This is a genomic window from Ralstonia sp. UNC404CL21Col, assembly GCF_000620465.1.
In the GTDB taxonomy this organism is placed as follows: Bacteria; Pseudomonadota; Gammaproteobacteria; order Burkholderiales; family Burkholderiaceae; genus Ralstonia; species Ralstonia flatus.
This window is the reverse complement of record NZ_JIBE01000010.1, coordinates 21,552-37,573: the sequence shown is the minus strand read 5'-3', so window position 1 is coordinate 37,573 and position 16,022 is coordinate 21,552. Positions and strand designations below refer to the sequence as shown.

General features: G+C 65.2%; 19 protein-coding genes. 11 read left to right on the top strand and 8 right to left on the bottom strand.

Annotated elements, in window-relative coordinates; genetic code table 11:
- The first annotated feature begins 21 nt into the window (after positions 1 to 21).
- Positions 22 to 858: an oxidoreductase gene (locus N511_RS0117610; RefSeq protein ID WP_027680487.1), complete on the top strand. Its 837-nt coding sequence runs from the start codon at positions 22 to 24 to the stop codon at positions 856 to 858.
- Positions 859 to 938: 80 nt separating this feature from the next.
- On the opposite strand, the gene N511_RS0117605 is transcribed toward N511_RS0117610, so the two are convergent.
- The 5 genes from N511_RS0117605 to N511_RS0117585 form a co-directional block, all read right to left on the bottom strand.
- The gene (locus N511_RS0117605) at positions 939 to 1,436 is read right to left on the bottom strand and encodes a YciE/YciF ferroxidase family protein (protein WP_027680486.1); all 498 of its coding nucleotides are present in this window, start codon (positions 1,434 to 1,436) and stop codon (positions 939 to 941) included.
- 35 nt (positions 1,437 to 1,471) lie between these two features.
- Positions 1,472 to 1,984, bottom strand: a complete 513-nt coding sequence (locus N511_RS0117600) for a ferritin-like domain-containing protein (RefSeq protein ID WP_027680485.1) — start codon at positions 1,982 to 1,984, stop codon at positions 1,472 to 1,474.
- A 109-nt stretch (positions 1,985 to 2,093) separates the two neighbouring features.
- Positions 2,094 to 2,339 carry a hypothetical protein gene (locus N511_RS0117595; RefSeq protein WP_027680484.1) on the bottom strand — a complete coding sequence of 82 codons (246 nt, stop codon included), beginning with the start codon at positions 2,337 to 2,339 and terminating at the stop codon, positions 2,094 to 2,096.
- 105 nt (positions 2,340 to 2,444) lie between these two features.
- The gene (locus tag N511_RS0117590; RefSeq protein ID WP_027680483.1) at positions 2,445 to 2,864 is read right to left on the bottom strand and encodes an Hsp20/alpha crystallin family protein; all 420 of its coding nucleotides are present in this window, start codon (positions 2,862 to 2,864) and stop codon (positions 2,445 to 2,447) included.
- A gap of 33 nt (positions 2,865 to 2,897) precedes the next feature.
- Positions 2,898 to 3,341, bottom strand: a complete 444-nt coding sequence (locus N511_RS0117585; protein WP_009239646.1) for an Hsp20/alpha crystallin family protein — start codon at positions 3,339 to 3,341, stop codon at positions 2,898 to 2,900.
- Positions 3,342 to 3,530: 189 nt separating this feature from the next.
- On the opposite strand from N511_RS0117585, the gene N511_RS0117580 reads away from it, so the two are divergent.
- The 4 genes from N511_RS0117580 (at position 3,531) to N511_RS0117565 (ending at position 6,756) form a co-directional block, all read left to right on the top strand.
- Positions 3,531 to 4,172, top strand: coding sequence for a hypothetical protein (locus N511_RS0117580; protein ID WP_027680482.1), 642 nt, complete (start codon positions 3,531 to 3,533; stop codon positions 4,170 to 4,172).
- 173 nt (positions 4,173 to 4,345) lie between these two features.
- Positions 4,346 to 4,663, top strand: a complete 318-nt coding sequence (locus N511_RS0117575) for a co-chaperone GroES (RefSeq protein ID WP_004628765.1) — start codon at positions 4,346 to 4,348, stop codon at positions 4,661 to 4,663.
- 111 nt (positions 4,664 to 4,774) lie between these two features.
- Positions 4,775 to 6,397: a chaperonin GroEL gene (gene groL, locus N511_RS0117570; protein ID WP_027680481.1), complete on the top strand. Its 1,623-nt coding sequence runs from the start codon at positions 4,775 to 4,777 to the stop codon at positions 6,395 to 6,397.
- A gap of 107 nt (positions 6,398 to 6,504) precedes the next feature.
- The gene (locus N511_RS0117565) at positions 6,505 to 6,756 is read left to right on the top strand and encodes a hypothetical protein (protein WP_027680480.1); all 252 of its coding nucleotides are present in this window, start codon (positions 6,505 to 6,507) and stop codon (positions 6,754 to 6,756) included.
- Positions 6,757 to 6,916: 160 nt separating this feature from the next.
- Here N511_RS0117565 and N511_RS0117560 read toward each other — a convergent pair whose 3' ends face one another.
- On the bottom strand, positions 6,917 to 7,666 hold the full coding sequence (locus N511_RS0117560) for an SDR family oxidoreductase (RefSeq protein ID WP_027680479.1): 750 nt from the start codon (positions 7,664 to 7,666) through the stop codon (positions 6,917 to 6,919).
- 189 nt (positions 7,667 to 7,855) lie between these two features.
- Here N511_RS0117560 and N511_RS0117555 point away from each other — a divergent pair, with 189 nt between their 5' ends.
- On the top strand, positions 7,856 to 8,773 hold the full coding sequence (locus N511_RS0117555) for a LysR family transcriptional regulator (protein ID WP_027680478.1): 918 nt from the start codon (positions 7,856 to 7,858) through the stop codon (positions 8,771 to 8,773).
- Positions 8,774 to 9,133: 360 nt separating this feature from the next.
- Here the strand turns inward: N511_RS0117555 and N511_RS0117550 are convergent, their stop codons facing one another.
- Positions 9,134 to 10,501, bottom strand: a complete 1,368-nt coding sequence (locus N511_RS0117550) for a GGDEF domain-containing protein (protein WP_027680477.1) — start codon at positions 10,499 to 10,501, stop codon at positions 9,134 to 9,136.
- Positions 10,502 to 10,744: 243 nt separating this feature from the next.
- On the opposite strand from N511_RS0117550, the gene N511_RS0117545 reads away from it, so the two are divergent.
- Entirely contained in the window at positions 10,745 to 11,344 is a 600-nt protein-coding gene (locus N511_RS0117545) for an undecaprenyl-diphosphatase (protein WP_027680476.1), read from the top strand.
- A 6-nt stretch (positions 11,345 to 11,350) separates the two neighbouring features.
- On the opposite strand, the gene N511_RS0117540 is transcribed toward N511_RS0117545, so the two are convergent.
- Positions 11,351 to 12,817 (bottom strand): MFS transporter, encoded by a 1,467-nt coding sequence (locus N511_RS0117540; RefSeq protein WP_027680475.1) that lies wholly within the window; start codon positions 12,815 to 12,817, stop codon positions 11,351 to 11,353.
- A gap of 103 nt (positions 12,818 to 12,920) precedes the next feature.
- Between N511_RS0117540 and N511_RS0117535 the strand changes: the two genes are divergently transcribed.
- From N511_RS0117535 to N511_RS0117520, 4 genes are all read left to right on the top strand, one after another.
- Positions 12,921 to 13,529 (top strand): TetR/AcrR family transcriptional regulator, encoded by a 609-nt coding sequence (locus N511_RS0117535; protein ID WP_027680474.1) that lies wholly within the window; start codon positions 12,921 to 12,923, stop codon positions 13,527 to 13,529.
- A gap of 131 nt (positions 13,530 to 13,660) precedes the next feature.
- Positions 13,661 to 14,248 carry a hypothetical protein gene (locus N511_RS0117530; protein WP_027680473.1) on the top strand — a complete coding sequence of 196 codons (588 nt, stop codon included), beginning with the start codon at positions 13,661 to 13,663 and terminating at the stop codon, positions 14,246 to 14,248.
- 17 nt (positions 14,249 to 14,265) lie between these two features.
- Positions 14,266 to 15,192: a S1C family serine protease gene (locus tag N511_RS0117525; RefSeq protein ID WP_027680472.1), complete on the top strand. Its 927-nt coding sequence runs from the start codon at positions 14,266 to 14,268 to the stop codon at positions 15,190 to 15,192.
- A gap of 103 nt (positions 15,193 to 15,295) precedes the next feature.
- Positions 15,296 to 15,994 carry a response regulator transcription factor gene (locus N511_RS0117520; protein ID WP_027680471.1) on the top strand — a complete coding sequence of 233 codons (699 nt, stop codon included), beginning with the start codon at positions 15,296 to 15,298 and terminating at the stop codon, positions 15,992 to 15,994.
- The last annotated feature ends 28 nt before the right edge of the window (positions 15,995 to 16,022 follow it).

Genomic DNA, 16,022 nt, shown 5'->3' with positions numbered 1-16,022 from the left:
CACGCTCAGCGAGAGGCAGCTATGACCGTCAGCAAGATTGTTCTCATCACCGGAGTGAGCAGCGGCCTGGGCCGCGCGCTTGCACAGGAGGCTTTGGCAGCCGGCCACAAGGTCGTCGGCACTGTCCGAAGCGAGCAGGCCAAGCGCGATTTCGAATCGCATTCCTCCAATGCATTTGCGCGCGTATTGGACGTGACAGATTTCCATCTCATTGAGGGGGTGGTGTCGGAAATCGAAGCGACCGTCGGCCCGGTCGATGTCCTCGTCAACAATGCCGGCTACGGGCACGAGGGGGTATTGGAAGAATCGCCGTTGTCCGAGTTGCGCCGCCAATTCGACGTGAACGTGTTCGGCGCCGTTGCGATGATCAAGGCGGTGCTGCCGTCCATGCGCCGCCGCCGACGTGGCCACATCCTGAACATCACCTCCATGGGCGGGCACATCACGATGCCTGGCATCGCCTACTACTGCGGAAGCAAGTTCGCGTTGGAGGGGATTTCGGAAAGTCTCGGCAAGGAGGTGCACAGCTTCGGCATTGCCGTAACTGCGGTGGCGCCCGGATCCTTTCGCACGGATTGGGCGGGCCGCTCAATGACACGGACGTCGCGCTCGATTCCCGACTACGACGAGGTCTTCGATCCGATCCGTCGCGCCCGGGAAGAGAAGAGCGGCAAGCAGCTCGGCGACCCTGCCAAGGCGGCGCGTGCGATGTTGGCCATCGTTGCCGCTGATCACCCTCCAGCCCATCTGGTGCTCGGCAGCGATGCGCTGGCGCTCGTCCGCGACCATCTGACTGCCTTGAAAGAGGAACTGAGCGCGTGGGAGGAAATTACGCTGTCGACGGACCACGATCGCTGACCATCGGCGTGTTCGTCGCAACGCGCGGCTGCCGCGCCCGCCGCGCTCGGTGGGCGGCGGGGGCGCAGGTCCTGTTGCCTTTACGACGCAGCGCTCGCTTCCCGATTGGCCGAGCTTTCCGCCAAACGCGTCAGCTTCGCATCGGTGGCCTTCTCCTCGTCCAGCGTGCTGACGATCAGCGGCACCGCCTCATGAAAGCCGACCTCCTTGGCAAGCGCGGCCAACGTGCCGTATGAGGCGATCTCGTAGTGCTCGACCTTCTGCGCTGCACCGATCAGCCCGGCATCCAGAACCGGCCCCTTCGGTATCTCTTCGATCAGCTCGTTGGCCTCTTCGATCAAGCCCTCCATGGCAGCGCACTTCATGCGCTTGAGCTTGATGGCGCAGGTCTCGACGATCTGGTCGATCCGCTCGATCTGGCCTTGCGTTTCTTCCAGGTGGCTCTTGAACGCCTCTGAAAGTTCTTCGTTCTCGGCGGTGCGGGCGAGCTTGCCCAGCGCCTTGGCCAACTGCTTCTCTGCGCTGTAAATGTCCGACAGCGAGTGGATGAACAGGTCTTCAATGGTCTTGCGAGTCATTGGTATCTCCGAATTGGGGGCAGGCGAAAAGAGGATCAGCGCTTGGCTTCCACGCCGGGTGTTTCGGCGCGCGTCAGGAACGTCACCGTGACGCCTCCAAGGTGTTCGGCAAGCCAGGCTGCCATGGCTTGCTCCTGCGGCAGGATGGCGTCGCATACGCGGACGGTTTCGACGTCGCCGCAATGCTCGGCGGCCGCGCGCAGGCTGGTGTAGGCGGCAATCTCCATGTGCTCGAAGACGTAGCCCGCCATGGAGCCTTTGACGACTTCGTCCGACACCGCCATGCCGCTCAGCCCCTGCCCGAATGCCGCGATGCGGGCCGTGAGGTCCTTGATGACAGAGGTACTTCCGCCGAGGCGGCGGATACAGGAATCGACAAGGCGCTGCTGCTCCTGCGTCTCTTCAATATGCCGGTCGATTCGCGCCTTGAGCTGTGGATAGTGTTCGAGGCGGCCGGATTGTGCGCGCAGCATCTGCTCGGCTTGCTGTTCCATCGCGTGGGCGTCGCGCAGCCAGTCGAGCAGGTGCTCCTGGGCAGAGGTAGTCATGTTCGCTCCTGAGTAGGTGGAGCGAACGGCAACGCAACGAACGCGCCTGCGGGCGGAATGTGTTGTCTTTGGTGGGGGGATTCGGGAGGTGCGCCCGCAAAAGCACGGGCTAGTCGGCCTGGTGGCAAGCCGGTCCCGGTGTCGCGTGTTCCTGGCGGTCAACCGCGTTCAACGCTCGCAGCACGGAGCGTCCGGTATCGGTAAGCCGCGCACGGTGGCGGTGTCCTTCGGCAGAGCGTTCGAGCATGACCAACTGCCGCTCGAGCAACGCATCCAACTCGGCGCGGTTCATGTCGACCTGCTCGGGCGACTGACTGACCAACATCAGCGTGGCAAATTCGTGTGCACTCAGCATCTTTGTCTCCTAGTAACAAACAACCGTAACCAGGGGGCACGGTGCCAAATGCAGGCGCGCAAGGAGCGCGCCCGCTTGCAAGGCAAACAGCGGCCGGTGATGCGCTCAGCCGGCGTGGACTTCGATACGCCGCGGCTTCGCCTCGTCGCGGCGCGGGATGGTCAGCTTGAGAACCCCGTCGCGCAACTGCGCATCGATGCGCGAAGCGTCAAAGTCGGGGCTCAGCACAAAGGTGCGCGAGAAATGCGGGTGCCGAACTTCGCCATGCTGCAGACGCAGACCCGACGGCGTGGGCACCATCAGTTCTGCATCGACCGTGAGCGTGCCGTCCTGCACGCGCACATCGAGCTTCTCGCGCGGCACGCCCGGCAGGTCGGCAAACAGGGTGATGCCCTGGCGGTTTTCAAAGATGTCGACAGGCGGTGCCAGATGCGTCTGGCGTGCGGCGGGTTGCTCCGCCGGCTGCTTTGCGACCGTGGCATGGCCCGGCTGGGCTTGGGTCGCCAATTGTGTGGTGTCGTTCATGATGTGCTCCTTCATGCTTGCGCAAGCTGTGGCTCAGCCTTGCACGGTGATCTGACGCGGCTTCGATGCCTCCGACTTGCCGACGCTGATCGTCAGGCAGCCGTTGACGTACCGTGCATTGACCTTGTCGGGGTCGACGTCCTGTGGCAGCTCGATCACGCGCCGGAACGCGCCGGTGAAACGCTCGTCGGCATACACGCGCGTGTCGTCGGTCATTTCGAAATCCGGGCGCTTGCGTTCGCCGCTGATCGTCAGCAGCCCCTTGTCGATCGACACGTCGATCTGCGCGGGGTCGAGCCCCGGCGCGAAGGCGACGATCTCGACCGAGTCATCGGTGCTGCCAATGTTGACGGGAGGAAAGGTGCCGAGGCGCGTGGCGCGCAGGCTGGCGGGTGCCCCCGCAAAGAGAGTGGCCATCTGCCGTTGCAGGCGATCGAATTCGCCCAGCAGATCGGTGCCAAAAAACAGATCGCTCATGGCTGGCTCCTGGTGGGGCCCGCTTGGAGACTGAACCGAACTACGCGCTCCAGTTCATCCGTCCGTGGCGGGCCACTGACAAACAAATCGAAACACGCAGCGCGAGAACCGCGACTGCTTGACGACACCTAAAATAGGGAGGCAAGCGGAAATTTCAAGAGGCCATTCGATACGTCATTCGGAGGTTTCATGGACCTTTTCAACGCAGTGCACGAACAGATGGATGCGGTGCGCCTGCCGTTGGTCGCGGTCACCGTGACGGCGGCCCGCCGACCGAATACGCCGCTCGTGGCGATCCTGCATTGGCACGGATTCCGCCGCGCCAGTCCGCTCGTGTTACCGGGAATCGACATTCCGCCGCGCTCCGTGCCGGGCTCGGCCATTCAACTGACGCACGCCTGGCAGAGCGTCGAAGCCGTTGACGAGGCGCTGCTCGATGCCGCCTGGCAGCTCGGCGCATGGGACTTGGAGCGCGTGGAGCGACGCGGTTGCAACGTGGTGGGTGCATCCGCGGGTGAGGCGCTCGCATGCCGTCAGGCATTCGGCGATTACGAAGGCGCTTCGGCGGACGAGGCACTCATCGACGGCGCGCCCGACCGCGCCGAGCTGATGCAGCTTGCCGCCAACGCAGGCTATCTGCGCTGGCTGTTCCGGCCGGTCAAGGGCGGCGTGTGGCGGCAGCTTGACGAGCCCGACGACACGCTCGGCCCCGATGGGGGGCGGCAGCCGCCGTGCCCTGTTCTGCCGATACCGCCGACAGCGCGCCAGCGGCCGGTGCGCAGCCGTACGGTCTACCGCCTGGGAGCCGTCAGGCGCATCCTTTTGCCCTGAAACATTTTGTTACACACTCGCGGTTTTTTCGCCTCTTGAACTCGCGGCGGGGCGCTTCTATTTTGCATTCCGCCAAGTCTTTGGCACGGCTTGCCTGCCCTGCCGGGCGCCCTGCTTGAACGGCGCGCAAGTCGGATTCCCTTTTTTGGTGATCTATCGCTCAGGAGATGGAAATGAAGATTCGTCCCCTCTACGACCGGGTTATCGTCAAGCGAATCGAACAGCAACGGACGACGGCCTCGGGCATTGTGATTCCTGATTCCGCCGCAGAAAAACCCGAGCAGGGTGAAGTCATCGCGGTCGGCACCGGCCGCCTGCTTCAGGACGGCACGCAGCGCGAACTCCAATTGAAAGTCGGTGACCAGGTGCTGTTCGGCAAGTACGCCGGGCAGACCGTCAAGGTCGATGGCGAGGAACTGCTCGTCATGCGTGAAGAAGACGTCATGGGCGTCATCGAAACCCACGCCGAGGCGGTTGCCAAGGCCGCCTGAAGCCTCGAGCCGCTCGCGGACACCACCGGACACCACCGGATACCGCCGGACACCCAAAGAGGCCGGTTGTTCGCGACGTGTTGAGTCAACGACTTATCCGGAGCAACAAACATGAGTGCAAAAGACGTCAAGTTCCACGACAGCGCGCGCGTCCGTATCGTCAAGGGCGTGAATGTTCTTGCCGATGCCGTGAAGGTGACGCTCGGGCCCAAGGGCCGCAACGTGGTCATCGAGCGCAGCTTTGGCGCCCCGACCATCACCAAGGACGGCGTGTCTGTCGCCAAGGAAATCGAGCTGAAGGACCGCTTCGAAAACATGGGCGCGCAGATGGTCAAGCAGGTCGCGTCCAAGACTGCGGACATTGCCGGTGACGGCACCACCACGGCCACCGTGCTGGCCCAGGCCATCGTGCAGGAAGGCATGAAGCATGTGGCCGCCGGCATGAACCCGATGGACCTCAAGCGCGGTATCGACAAGGCCGTGGCCGCCGTGCTGGATGAGCTTCGCAATCTGTCGAAGCCGATTTCGACCAACCGCGAGATCGCCCAGGTGGGCGCCATTTCGGCCAACTCGGACGAGGCCATCGGCAAGATCATCGCCGAGGCCATGGAGAAGGTTGGCAAGGAAGGCGTCATTACCGTCGAGGATGGCAAGTCGCTCGACAACGAGCTGGACGTGGTTGAAGGGATGCAGTTCGACCGCGGCTACGTCAGCCCGTATTTCATCAACGACCCGGAAAAGCAGGCGGCCTATCTGGACGACGCTCTGATCCTGCTGCACGACAAGAAGATCTCGAATATCCGCGACCTCCTGCCGATCCTGGAAGCCGCATCGAAGGCCGGCAAGCCGCTGCTGATCGTGGCGGAGGATGTCGAGAGCGAAGCGCTGGCCACCCTCGTCGTCAATGCGATGCGCGGCATCCTGAAGGTCGCCGCCGTCAAGGCGCCCGGGTTTGGCGACCGCCGCAAGGCCATGCTCGAAGACATTGCCGTGCTCACCGGCGCAACCGTCATCTCTGAAGAAACCGGCAAGCAGCTCCAGAAGGCCACGCTGGAAGACCTCGGCCGGGCCAAGCGTGTGGAGGTTCGCAAGGACGACACCATCATCATCGACGGTGCCGGCGACCAGGCCAGCATCGACGCGCGCGTCAAGTCGATCCGCGTGCAGATCGACGAAGCCACGAGCGAGTACGACCGCGAGAAGCTGCAGGAGCGCGTGGCGAAGCTTGCCGGCGGCGTTGCCGTCATCAAGGTGGGCGCGGCGACCGAAGTCGAGATGAAAGAGAAGAAGGACCGTGTCGACGATGCGCTGCACGCCACCCGTGCGGCCGTCGAAGAGGGCATCGTGCCGGGCGGCGGTGTGGCCTTGCTGCGCGCACGTTCTGCAGTGCTGAACCTCAAGGGCGCGAACAGCGATCAGGATGCCGGCATCCGGATCGTGCAGCACGCGCTGGAGGCCCCGTTGCGCGCCATCGTCGCCAACGCCGGTGAAGAGCCCTCCGTCGTGATCGCGAAGGTTGCCGAAGGCAAGGGCAACTATGGCTACAACGCGGCCACCGGCGAGTACGGGGACCTGGTGGAAGCGGGCGTCGTTGACCCGACCAAGGTCACGCGTACGGCGCTGCAGAATGCCGCGTCGGTCGCTGGGCTGATTCTGACGACGGATGCCACCATTGCGGAGGCTCCGAAGGAGGACAAGGCCGCTCCAGCGCCGGTGCCTGAAATGGACTACTGATCGACGCAGTTGTGCTGCCATCGACTGGCCGGTTCGCCGGCCAGTGCAACTGCATTTCGGCGCCGCCTGCGAGTGCGGCGCCGCCTTTTTGAGGTTCGATCGCCCCGATGAAGCTACAGCTCACCATTGACGCGAAGCACCTGGACGTTGAGATCGATGACGTCGTTGCCGGCTTGCTGGCTGCACGCCTGGGCCTGCCGGAAGGCGCCGACCACCGCGATGCGATCGCGCGGCATCTCAGCGAGGTCAGCGCTCCGTGGGTGCTCGACGATGAACACATGCGCAAACGCGTGTTGCGTCGCCTCATTCTTGAGATCGCAGACCCGACGCTGTTGATGCGCCATCTGATGATCGACTAAGGCCGGAGCTGCCTGCCAGCGACGACGCCGATAACGTCATGCGCTGGCAACGCGGTCCGAAAGGCCCGGCTGGGCAAGCTGAGCCCAAGATGAGCCTCCGACATGTTTGACGTTGGGCTCGCGCCGCTGGAGATGGGTAGCCGCCTCCGGCTACCGTCACTCAAACCTGCGCCATCCCCCCATCCACGAACAACTCGATGCCGTTGATAAAGCTGGCGGCGTCCGACGCAAGAAACGCGACGGCCTTGCCCACTTCGGCCGGCTCGCCCAGGCGGCCCAGCGGCACCTGCGCGGCAAGGAAGTCGAACAGACCCTGGCGCGTTTCATCCGAAGCCAGGCCGCCAAGGCCCGGCGTGCGAATCGGGCCGGGGCTCACGACGTTGACGCGGATACCGCGGTCCTTCAGATCCATCACCCACGAGCGGGCGAAGTTGCGCACCGCCGCCTTGCTGGCGCTGTAGACGCTGAAGTTGGCCGTGCCTTGAACGGACACCGTGGACGACGTCAGGATGATCGACGCGCCGTCGGTCAGCAGCGGCAGCGCCTTCTGCACCGTGAACAGCACGCCGCGCACGTTGGTGCCGAAGATCCGGTCGAAATGTTCTTCGGTGATGGCGCCCAGCGGCATCATGTCGCCGCCGCCGGCATTGGCGAACAGAATGTCCAGCTTGCCGGCCACCTTGGCGATCTCGGCATAGACGGCGTCGAGGTCGGACAGCACCGAGGCATCGGCGCGCAATGCGGTGGCGCCGGCGCCAATTTCTGCGACGGCGGCATCCAGTTCCGCTTGGCGGCGGCCGGTGATGAAGACCCGCGCGCCCTGGGCAGCGAGTTCCTTGGCGGCGCCAAGGCCGATGCCGCTGCTGCCGCCCGTGACGAGTGCGATCTTGCCTTCCAGTTGCTTGCTCATGATGTGCTCCATGTCGTGATTTCAGGTTTGGATGAATGACCTCGCGGCGGCTTGTGCCTTGCCTTGCCTTGCTTTGCGTGGCGCCGTCGCGTTGGGCATGGAGGCACTTTAGGGGCAGCAAACTTTTCGAAAAAGCGCTGCAAATAGAATTACTATCCACAGCTGTGGATAATTCGTGCGGACATTCAAATGGATCAACTCCTGGCAATGCGCTCTTTCGCGCGGGTGGTGGAAGCGGGCAGCTTTACGCGGGCGGCCGATTCACTGGACATGCCCATCGCCACCGTCAGCAAGCAGGTGCAGGAGCTGGAGGCCCACTTGGGTGTGCGCTTGCTGCAGCGGACGACCCGGCGCGTGACCGTGACACCGGAAGGCGAGGACTACTACGCCAAGAGCACGCGAATCCTGCGCGACCTGGAAGACATCGATGCGTCGTTCAGCCTCGCTCGTGGGCGGCCGCGCGGGTCGTTGCGCATCGATGTCGGCGGCTCGACGGCGCGCGACGTGCTGATTCCTCTGCTGCCCGAGTTTGCTGCCCGTTATCCCGAGATCAGGATTGACTTGGGCGTATCAGACCGCTCGGTGGATCTGATCGCGGACAACGTCGACTGCGTGATTCGTGGCGGCCCGCTGGAGAGCGCGTCCCTGGTCGCACGCCACCTGGGCAACGCGCCGCTGATCACCTGCGCCACGCCCGGATACCTCAAGCAGTACGGCACGCCGGCCTACCCCGATGAACTGAAGAATGGCCACCGACTGGTGAGCTACGTGTTCAGCCAGACGGGTCGGGCGGTTCCGTTCCGCTTCGAGCGCGACGGCGAAAAGACCGAGATCAAGGTCGAGCACCGCATCGGCGTGAACGAAAGCAATGCGCATCTGGCCGCGTGCCTGGCGGGCCTGGGCATCGTGCAGACCTTTGGTTATGCGGCGCAAGCGCCGATCAACGACGGCGCGCTGGTTGAAATCCTCAAGCCGTGGCGGCCGGCGCCTTACCCGTTTCACGTCGTCTATCCGCAGACGCGCCATGTCACGCATCGGCTGCGGGTCTTCATTGACTGGCTGGTGGAGGCGTTCCCGGCGCGGCTTGAGCAGGCGCCGAGGCGGTAATCCGGCGCACGGTCGCGCTTCTCGCTGTGGACATGTGGATATGTGGATAAACACGTGAAGAACTTCACGGACAACTGTGTTAGCTGTCCGGGGTCCGGTTGTCCACAGTACGGGAACAACTTGAGTGGGTGCCGAGAGGGGCGGGCGCGCTCCGCACGAGTCATCCACGCTACGGCACACGCTGTCCGACCGGTTGTGCAGTTCGCAAACCGTTGACGCGAAAGCGTTTTCTGCAGCTATCCACAGAAACGCTCCACCGTTATCTACTACTACTATTTTTATATACAGAAGAAATAAAGAAGATAGCCAGGACGGGGGCAGACGCACGGGTGCTTCGTCGATTTATCGGCGCTATGTCGATTAGGTGAGCGCAGCCGGCAGCGGTTGGGCACCCATCACCAGATTGCGTCCGGCAGCCTTGGCACGGTATAGGGCGGCATCGGCGGTTTCGACCAGCGTGTCGACGGAGAAGGCTTCCGAACCCGGTATGGCCGTGGCACAGCCCGCACTCACGGTCACATAGCGCGAGGGTGCGGTGGCGTCGATGCGCAAGCGCAGCACGGCTTCCCGCGCGCGCTCGGCAAGGGCCCTGGCTTCGGTGGCATCGGTGTCGGGCAGCACGACAACGAATTCCTCGCCGCCGTAGCGGGCGATGAAATCTGCCGGGCGGCGCACCACGCCGGCCAGGGCATGGGCAATGGCCGCGAGGCAGGCATCGCCCCGGAGGTGGCCGAAGGCATCGTTGTAGCGCTTGAAGTGATCGACATCGAGCATCAGCAGCGACAGCGGCTGACCGGAGCGCTGAGCGACGGCGATGTACGTGGCGATCTGGTCGTTGAAGTAGCTGCGGTTGTACAAGCCGGTCAGCACATCCCGCGCAGACGACTTGCGCAGCGACAGGTGCGCCTCGAACAGTTGCCGGTACAGCGAGGTCACCTCCCACACCAGCACGCACACCAGCACGCCTGGCGCAAACATGCTGAACAGGCGCGCCACGTACCAACCTGCTGTAAAGCGCTCTGCGCTCAACAGGTTGAGCGTGGTATCGGTCAGGGAGGCCAGGGCCACCACAGCGAGCCACACATCCAGCACGGAGCGCAGGCGGCCGCTGGCGACCACCACCAGCACGGCGATGGCGTTGATGGCCCACAGGATGACGGCGATCGGGTTGCCGCTGTTGTCACCTTGCAGCGGCGGCGGCAGGTCGAGCGTCAGGGCCAGGCCGCACAGCACCACGCCCACTGCCACTGGCCCCCCGACCAGCAGCCATGTCCACAGACCGACATGCCCGGGGGAGATTGCTTCGCGCGGGAGGTGGTCGCGCAGGGCCATCGCCACGATCACGAAGAGCGGAAACCCGCCGTGCCAGAAAACCCACATCCAGATCGCGCTGGCAGCCCGGGCGCCAAGCAGGCCGCTGGGCGAGAACACCCCCGGAAACATCAACAGCTGAAGGGCAACGGCCAGTGCGGTAAAGGCATAGGCACCGCCCATCGCACCCAGCATGGGCTGCCGGGTGGCAACGAACTGGGCGCCCAGCAGGAAGGCCACAATGCTGGCCGTGGTGAACACGGTCAGGGCGCACATCGGCATGAAGGGCGGGACGGCGGGCCATGGAGCACCCGCCTGCGGCGCGGTGAGCCCCAGCGCCAGCAGAATGAGCAGTGCAATCGCGCCGGCAACAGCCCAATGGCGGTGCGTCGCTCGCTGGATCAGGAAACTTTCCATTCGACCCCCGGTGTGCCGCGTGTGCGCGATGTGTGTTTTGCGGTGCACAGGCGTGCGCTTTCATCATAGGCAGCGGCAGGCGGTGGGAAAAGCCTAGGCAATGATCGGCGCGCTATGGCGGGCCTAAGTCGGCCGGCCCAGGCTTATCCGCAAGCGCGTTCCAAGGAAATTGAAGGCAATCTTCCGTAGTGTGGGCCGGGCATCTCACCGTTGTTGAATCACTCGGCCTTCGGCTGCTGCTGTATGGAATCACTCAATCACACGCTGTTTCTCTGGATCAACGCGCCCGCCGACGCTTCGGCCACCATCGTCTGGCTGGCGATGGCCTTTGCCGAATACGCGATCTGGCTGGTGCCGCTCACGCTCGTGGCCGGCTGGCTGTGGGGCGAGCCCCCCACGCGGCGCCAGGCCTTGCAGACCGGCGTGGCTGCCGCGTTTGCGCTGTCGATCAACGTTGGGTTTGGGCTGGCGTGGTATCACCCCAGGCCGTTTGCGATTGGCCTGGGCACCAATCTGCTGCCGCACGCACCGGATTCGTCGTTCCCCAGCGACCACCTGACCGCGCTGTGGACCGTGGCGTTCAGCCTGATGTGGAACGCACGCCTGCGGCGCGTGGGTGTGTTGCTGGCGCTGCTCGGCGTGCCGATGGCGTGGGCGCGCATCTACCTGGGCGTGCACTATCCGTTCGACATGTTGGGCGCGGCGGCCGTGTCGGCCCTGAGCGCTTGGCTGTGCAGCGGGCGCGTGGCGCATACGCTGTCGGAGCCGCTGCACCGCTTCGCCCTGGCCGTCCATGGCGCGGTGCTGGCGCCCTGCGTGCGGCGCGGCTGGGTGCGCAAGTAAGCCCGCTCAGGCGTGACGGCGCCACGCGCGCCAGAACAGCACGAACGACAGCACCGTCGCCCCCACGTTGTAGAGCGTGGCCAGCGCGAACGCGTGACCGTAGTGTGCGCCGTGTGTTGCCGCGTCCACCGCGACCGCGCCATCGGCCCCATCGACCTGACCGAGCAGCGAGAACAGCAGCACGCCCACCACCGTCACGCCCACCGCGTTGCCGACGGCCTGCATGGTCGTGACCGTACCGGCGCCCATGCCGGCCTGGGCGGTTTCCACGCCGCTCAGGATGGTGTTGAGCGACAACGGAATCACCATGCCCTGCCCAAAGCCGTTGAGCATCAGCGGCAGGATCAGCCACGCAGTCTCCGCGCCCAGCTGCGCCATGGTGGCCAGCACGACCATGCCCACGGCGAAGATCGCCACGCCGAGCAGCAACGCGCGCTGCCCGATGCGTTCAGCCAGGCGGGGCGCCGTCAGCGAGCCGGTAAAGAACGCCATGGCGGCCGGCGTGAACACCAGCCCAGCGGCCAACGCCGACAGGCCGCGCCCGAACTGCAGCAGGATCGTCAGCGCAAGGAAGTACGAGCTGATGGCCGTGTAGAACAGGAAGATCGCCAGCACGCCGAGCACAAAGCTGCGGTTGCGGAACAGCGCCATTTCGATGATCGGGACGCGGCCCGCCGCCGACAGCGCTTGCTCCACTCGCACAAAGTGGCGGAACACCAGCAACGAGGCCAGCGGCACCACCCACGACCACCACGGCCAGTCGGATTCGCGGCCCTGCATGATCGGCACCAGCAGCATCGCCAGCGCCACCGCGCCGGCGACGGCGCCGTGCACGTCCAACCGCGCAGCCACCGGCGCACGGGATTCGGCCACGAAGGCCCGTGCCGCCAGCAGCGCGGCAATGCCGATCGGCACGTTCACCAGGAACACCGCGCGCCAGCCCGACACGCCGGCCGCCAGCGGATGCGCAATCAGCCAGCCGCCGATGATTTGCGAGACCGACGCCGCCACGCCCTGCACAGCGCCCATGGTGCCGAACGCACGGCGCCGCGCATCGCCGTCAAACAGCACGCGCAGCGAGGCCATCACCTGCGGCATCAGAATGGCTGCGCCCAGGCCCTGGCCGACGCGCATGGCAATCAGCATCCATGGCGTGGTTGCCAGTCCGCATAGCGCAGAGGCGAGCGTGAATAGCGCCATGCCCGCCAGAAACATGCGCTTGCGCCCGAACAGGTCGCCCAGGCGGGCGCCGTTGAGCAGGAACACTGCGTACGCCGCGCTGTAGCCGACCATCACGAGCTGGATTTCCGCAAAACTGGCGTGCAGGCCTGCGCGGATGTCCGGAATCGCCACATTGACGATGAACAGGTCGAGAATGGTGACGAAGTTGCCGGTCAGCAGCGCCGCCAGCGCCGGCCAGTGCCGTTTGGCCGGCGCGGCGACGCTGCCGGCAGAAAGGGATTCCGTTGACATGGGGGATCTCGGTTATTAATATACGGTCGTACGTATACTAGAGAGCGATGGGCCCACGTCAAGGGCCGATTGTGTTGACCCCACTCACCGATAGGGCATTGCCATGAACGAAACCGACGGCCGGCGCCAGCGTGGCGAACGTGCGCGCGCCCAGGTGCTCGAGCACGCCACTGCCATCGCTTCCACCGACGGGCTGGAGGGCCTCACCATCGGCCGCGTGGCCACGGATGCCGGCGTGGGCAAGGGCAATATCCAGGTGCTTTTCGGCGACAAGGAAACGCTGCAGCTCGCCACGCTCGACGCGGGCGTGGTGCATTACCGCGCGAAGGTGGTGGAGCCCGCGCTGGCGCTGGAAAGCCCGCTTGCCCGCCTGCGTGCGCTGACCGACGGCTGGTTCGACTACGTCGCCAGCGGGGCATCGCCGGGCGGCTGCTTTGTCTGCGCGGCCAGCTACGAATACCGGGCGCGGCCGGGCGCGATCCAGGACCGCGTGCGCGGGCATCGCGAATCGGTGCGCGCGCGGTTTCGCGAGACCATTACCGCGGCACAGGCCGCCGGAGAATTGCGCGCCGATGTCGACGTCGATCAGCTCGTCTTCGAGATCGAATCGTTTCGCTCCAACGCCAACGTGGCGTTCCTGATGGGCGACATGGCGGTGTTCGAGCGCGCGCGCCGCAGCACGCAGGCGCGCATCGACGCGGCGCTGGCCTGAGCGGACTCCCCAAGACGACGCGCGCGTGCAACGCCCGCACGTCGCGCCGGCGCTCCCCTGGCGCCACCTTTGGTTACACTTGTGCGCAAACGCACAAACACACCAAACACAAGAATCCCGGGGGGAAGGGTATGACGAGCCGAACGATTGCTGCGGCCATCGGAATCGGGGGCGCGCTGTGGCTGACCGGCTGCGCAGCGCCTTACACGGAGCCGCCTGCCGGCGCCAACACCGCGACGGTGGATTTCGTCCGCCCGCTGGCCAGCACCACAGCCACCATCCTCGCGTTTGACGACGCAAAGCACTGCGGCAACCCGCGCACGGCGCTCAGGCCCGCTGACGCCACCCGGTCGATCCGCGTGTTGGCCGGTGTGCCGACCGCGCTGGGCGCAAGCTTCATCCGTACCTCTGGCACGCTCATCTACCGCTGCGGTGTGTCGGTGACGTTCGTGCCCCAGCCAGGCAAGCGGTACAAGATGACGGCCAGCTACCCGACCAACGCGCACGAGTGCCGCGCCGGCGTGGCGGAGTCCGACGACGGCCGGTCGTGGCACGCCATCAACGCCCGCTATCGCGCCTACCGCATCAACCCGTCGTGGGGTACCGGCAGCTGCCCCGACCTGACCGATGCAGACGTGGCCTTCATGCGTGACAAGACGCGCTCCGAAGACGGCTCCACCACGCTGAGCGACCTTTCCGATTTGCTGACACCGCAATGATCTGTCGCCCAGCCTTCATGATCCGCACGTTCGCGGCCGCTGCCGCGGTACTGGCCGCGTTGCCGGCGGCCGCGCTGGAGCCGGCCGAAGTGTTCGCCAAGGTCGCGCCCAGCATCTGGGAGGTGCGCGTCACCAACGCCGACGGCCAGCCGACGGCTCTGGGCAGCGCCGTGGTCATTGGCGACGGACTGGCCGTGACCAACTGCCACGTGCTGCGCGGCGGCAAGCAGGTCACGCTCAAGCGCGGCAACGCCAGCTTTGGCGCGCGGCTGCTGTATCCCGATGTGCAGCGCGATCTCTGCCAGCTGCGCGTTGCCGATTTCCACTATCCCGCTGTCAGCATCGTGCCAAGCAGCATGCTGGTGACGGGGCAGAAGGTCTACGCGATCGGCAATCCGCTCGGGTTTGACCTGACGATCAGCGAGGGGTTGATCTCGTCGCTGCGGCATGACGACAACGGTGTGCTGACCGCGATCCAGACGTCGGCGGCGATCTCGCATGGCTCCAGCGGCGGCGGCCTGTTCGACAGCAATGCGCGGCTGGTCGGTATCACGTCGCGCATGGTCTCCGCGGTCTACGGGCAGAACCTGAACTTTGCCGCGCCGGCCGAGTGGATCAACGATGTGCCGGCCCGTGCGCAGAAGGCGCTGGCCGAGCGCGCTGCTGCAGCGTCGGCGGTGTCGGTGAACACGGCTTCTGCCACGGCGGTGGCTGCCGCTGCGCCGCAGCCGCGCAAACGCGGTGAACTTGGGCCCAAATCCCAGGCCGGATTTGCAGAGTATTTGCAGAAACCCTGGCCGAAGGTGTTCGTCGCGGCCGACGGCGACGTGTTCCGCTACGCGTGGGGGCAGAACGCCGAGTTCCGCGCGATGTCGTGGTGCCAGGAGCAGTATCGGAACTGTTCCGTCTACGCGCGAGACGACACCGTCGTCGAGACCCGGTGAGCGCCGTCGCTGCGCGGGAATGCTATTAAGATGTCGGCCCCTGCAGCACCTTGGAGGCGCTTACGTGCTGCGAGCAAAACCCGTCGAATAGGAACCTGCCCACATGAACTGGACCGCGACCCGGCCGATCCGCGTGATCGTGCTCGATGACCATGCGGTTGTCCGCCATGGTCTGGCTGCGCGCCTGAAACAGGAAGCCGACATCGAGGTTGCCGGCATGTTTGCCTCGGGCCGCGACATCGTGCGGGCGCTCAAGGACGCCACCGTCGAGGTGGACGTCCTGCTGATGGACTACTCGCTCGGACCGACCGAGATCGATGGGCTGAACCTGATCCGCCTGATTCGCGTGCGCTATCCGGACTTGAAGATCCTGGTGGCTTCGGCGCATCACAACAAGGCGACGGTGGGCATGGTCATGCATGCCGGTGCGCGCGGGTTTGTCGGCAAGGAAGAAGAACTGTCGGAACTGGTGCGCGCCATTCGCACCGTGGCCGCCGGCGGCAAGCGCCTGAATGCCGCCCTGGCAGCCGAGATGGAGCACGATGCGCTTTCCGCCGATGCGCCAGCGCCCGCCGCCAACAGCACCAAGCTGTCGGCGCTGCTCGACCGCTCAGAACTCAGCCCGCGCGAGCGCGAAGTGCTGCGCTGCTGCCTGGACGGCATGTCGGTCACGGACATTGCCGAGAAATTTGCGCGCAGCATCAAGACGATCAGCTCGCAAAAGCAATCGGCCTATCGCAAGCTCGGCATCCGCACCGATACCGAGCTGTTCAAGATCAAGCACGAGCTGGAAGGGCAGTGAGCTGAACTGCGCCCGCGCCATGCCGTGC

Coding starts and splice junctions, on each gene's coding strand:
- N511_RS0117610 (WP_027680487.1), top strand. CDS start 22: ATGACCGTCAGCAAGATTGTTCTCATCACCGGAGTGAGCAGCGGCCTG.
- N511_RS0117605 (WP_027680486.1), bottom strand. CDS start 1,436: ATGACTCGCAAGACCATTGAAGACCTGTTCATCCACTCGCTGTCGGAC.
- N511_RS0117600 (WP_027680485.1), bottom strand. CDS start 1,984: ATGACTACCTCTGCCCAGGAGCACCTGCTCGACTGGCTGCGCGACGCC.
- N511_RS0117595 (WP_027680484.1), bottom strand. CDS start 2,339: ATGCTGAGTGCACACGAATTTGCCACGCTGATGTTGGTCAGTCAGTCG.
- N511_RS0117590 (WP_027680483.1), bottom strand. CDS start 2,864: ATGAACGACACCACACAATTGGCGACCCAAGCCCAGCCGGGCCATGCC.
- N511_RS0117585 (WP_009239646.1), bottom strand. CDS start 3,341: ATGAGCGATCTGTTTTTTGGCACCGATCTGCTGGGCGAATTCGATCGC.
- N511_RS0117580 (WP_027680482.1), top strand. CDS start 3,531: ATGGACCTTTTCAACGCAGTGCACGAACAGATGGATGCGGTGCGCCTG.
- N511_RS0117575 (WP_004628765.1), top strand. CDS start 4,346: ATGAAGATTCGTCCCCTCTACGACCGGGTTATCGTCAAGCGAATCGAA.
- groL (WP_027680481.1), top strand. CDS start 4,775: ATGAGTGCAAAAGACGTCAAGTTCCACGACAGCGCGCGCGTCCGTATC.
- N511_RS0117565 (WP_027680480.1), top strand. CDS start 6,505: ATGAAGCTACAGCTCACCATTGACGCGAAGCACCTGGACGTTGAGATC.
- N511_RS0117560 (WP_027680479.1), bottom strand. CDS start 7,666: ATGAGCAAGCAACTGGAAGGCAAGATCGCACTCGTCACGGGCGGCAGC.
- N511_RS0117555 (WP_027680478.1), top strand. CDS start 7,856: ATGGATCAACTCCTGGCAATGCGCTCTTTCGCGCGGGTGGTGGAAGCG.
- N511_RS0117550 (WP_027680477.1), bottom strand. CDS start 10,501: ATGGAAAGTTTCCTGATCCAGCGAGCGACGCACCGCCATTGGGCTGTT.
- N511_RS0117545 (WP_027680476.1), top strand. CDS start 10,745: ATGGAATCACTCAATCACACGCTGTTTCTCTGGATCAACGCGCCCGCC.
- N511_RS0117540 (WP_027680475.1), bottom strand. CDS start 12,817: ATGTCAACGGAATCCCTTTCTGCCGGCAGCGTCGCCGCGCCGGCCAAA.
- N511_RS0117535 (WP_027680474.1), top strand. CDS start 12,921: ATGAACGAAACCGACGGCCGGCGCCAGCGTGGCGAACGTGCGCGCGCC.
- N511_RS0117530 (WP_027680473.1), top strand. CDS start 13,661: ATGACGAGCCGAACGATTGCTGCGGCCATCGGAATCGGGGGCGCGCTG.
- N511_RS0117525 (WP_027680472.1), top strand. CDS start 14,266: ATGATCCGCACGTTCGCGGCCGCTGCCGCGGTACTGGCCGCGTTGCCG.
- N511_RS0117520 (WP_027680471.1), top strand. CDS start 15,296: ATGAACTGGACCGCGACCCGGCCGATCCGCGTGATCGTGCTCGATGAC.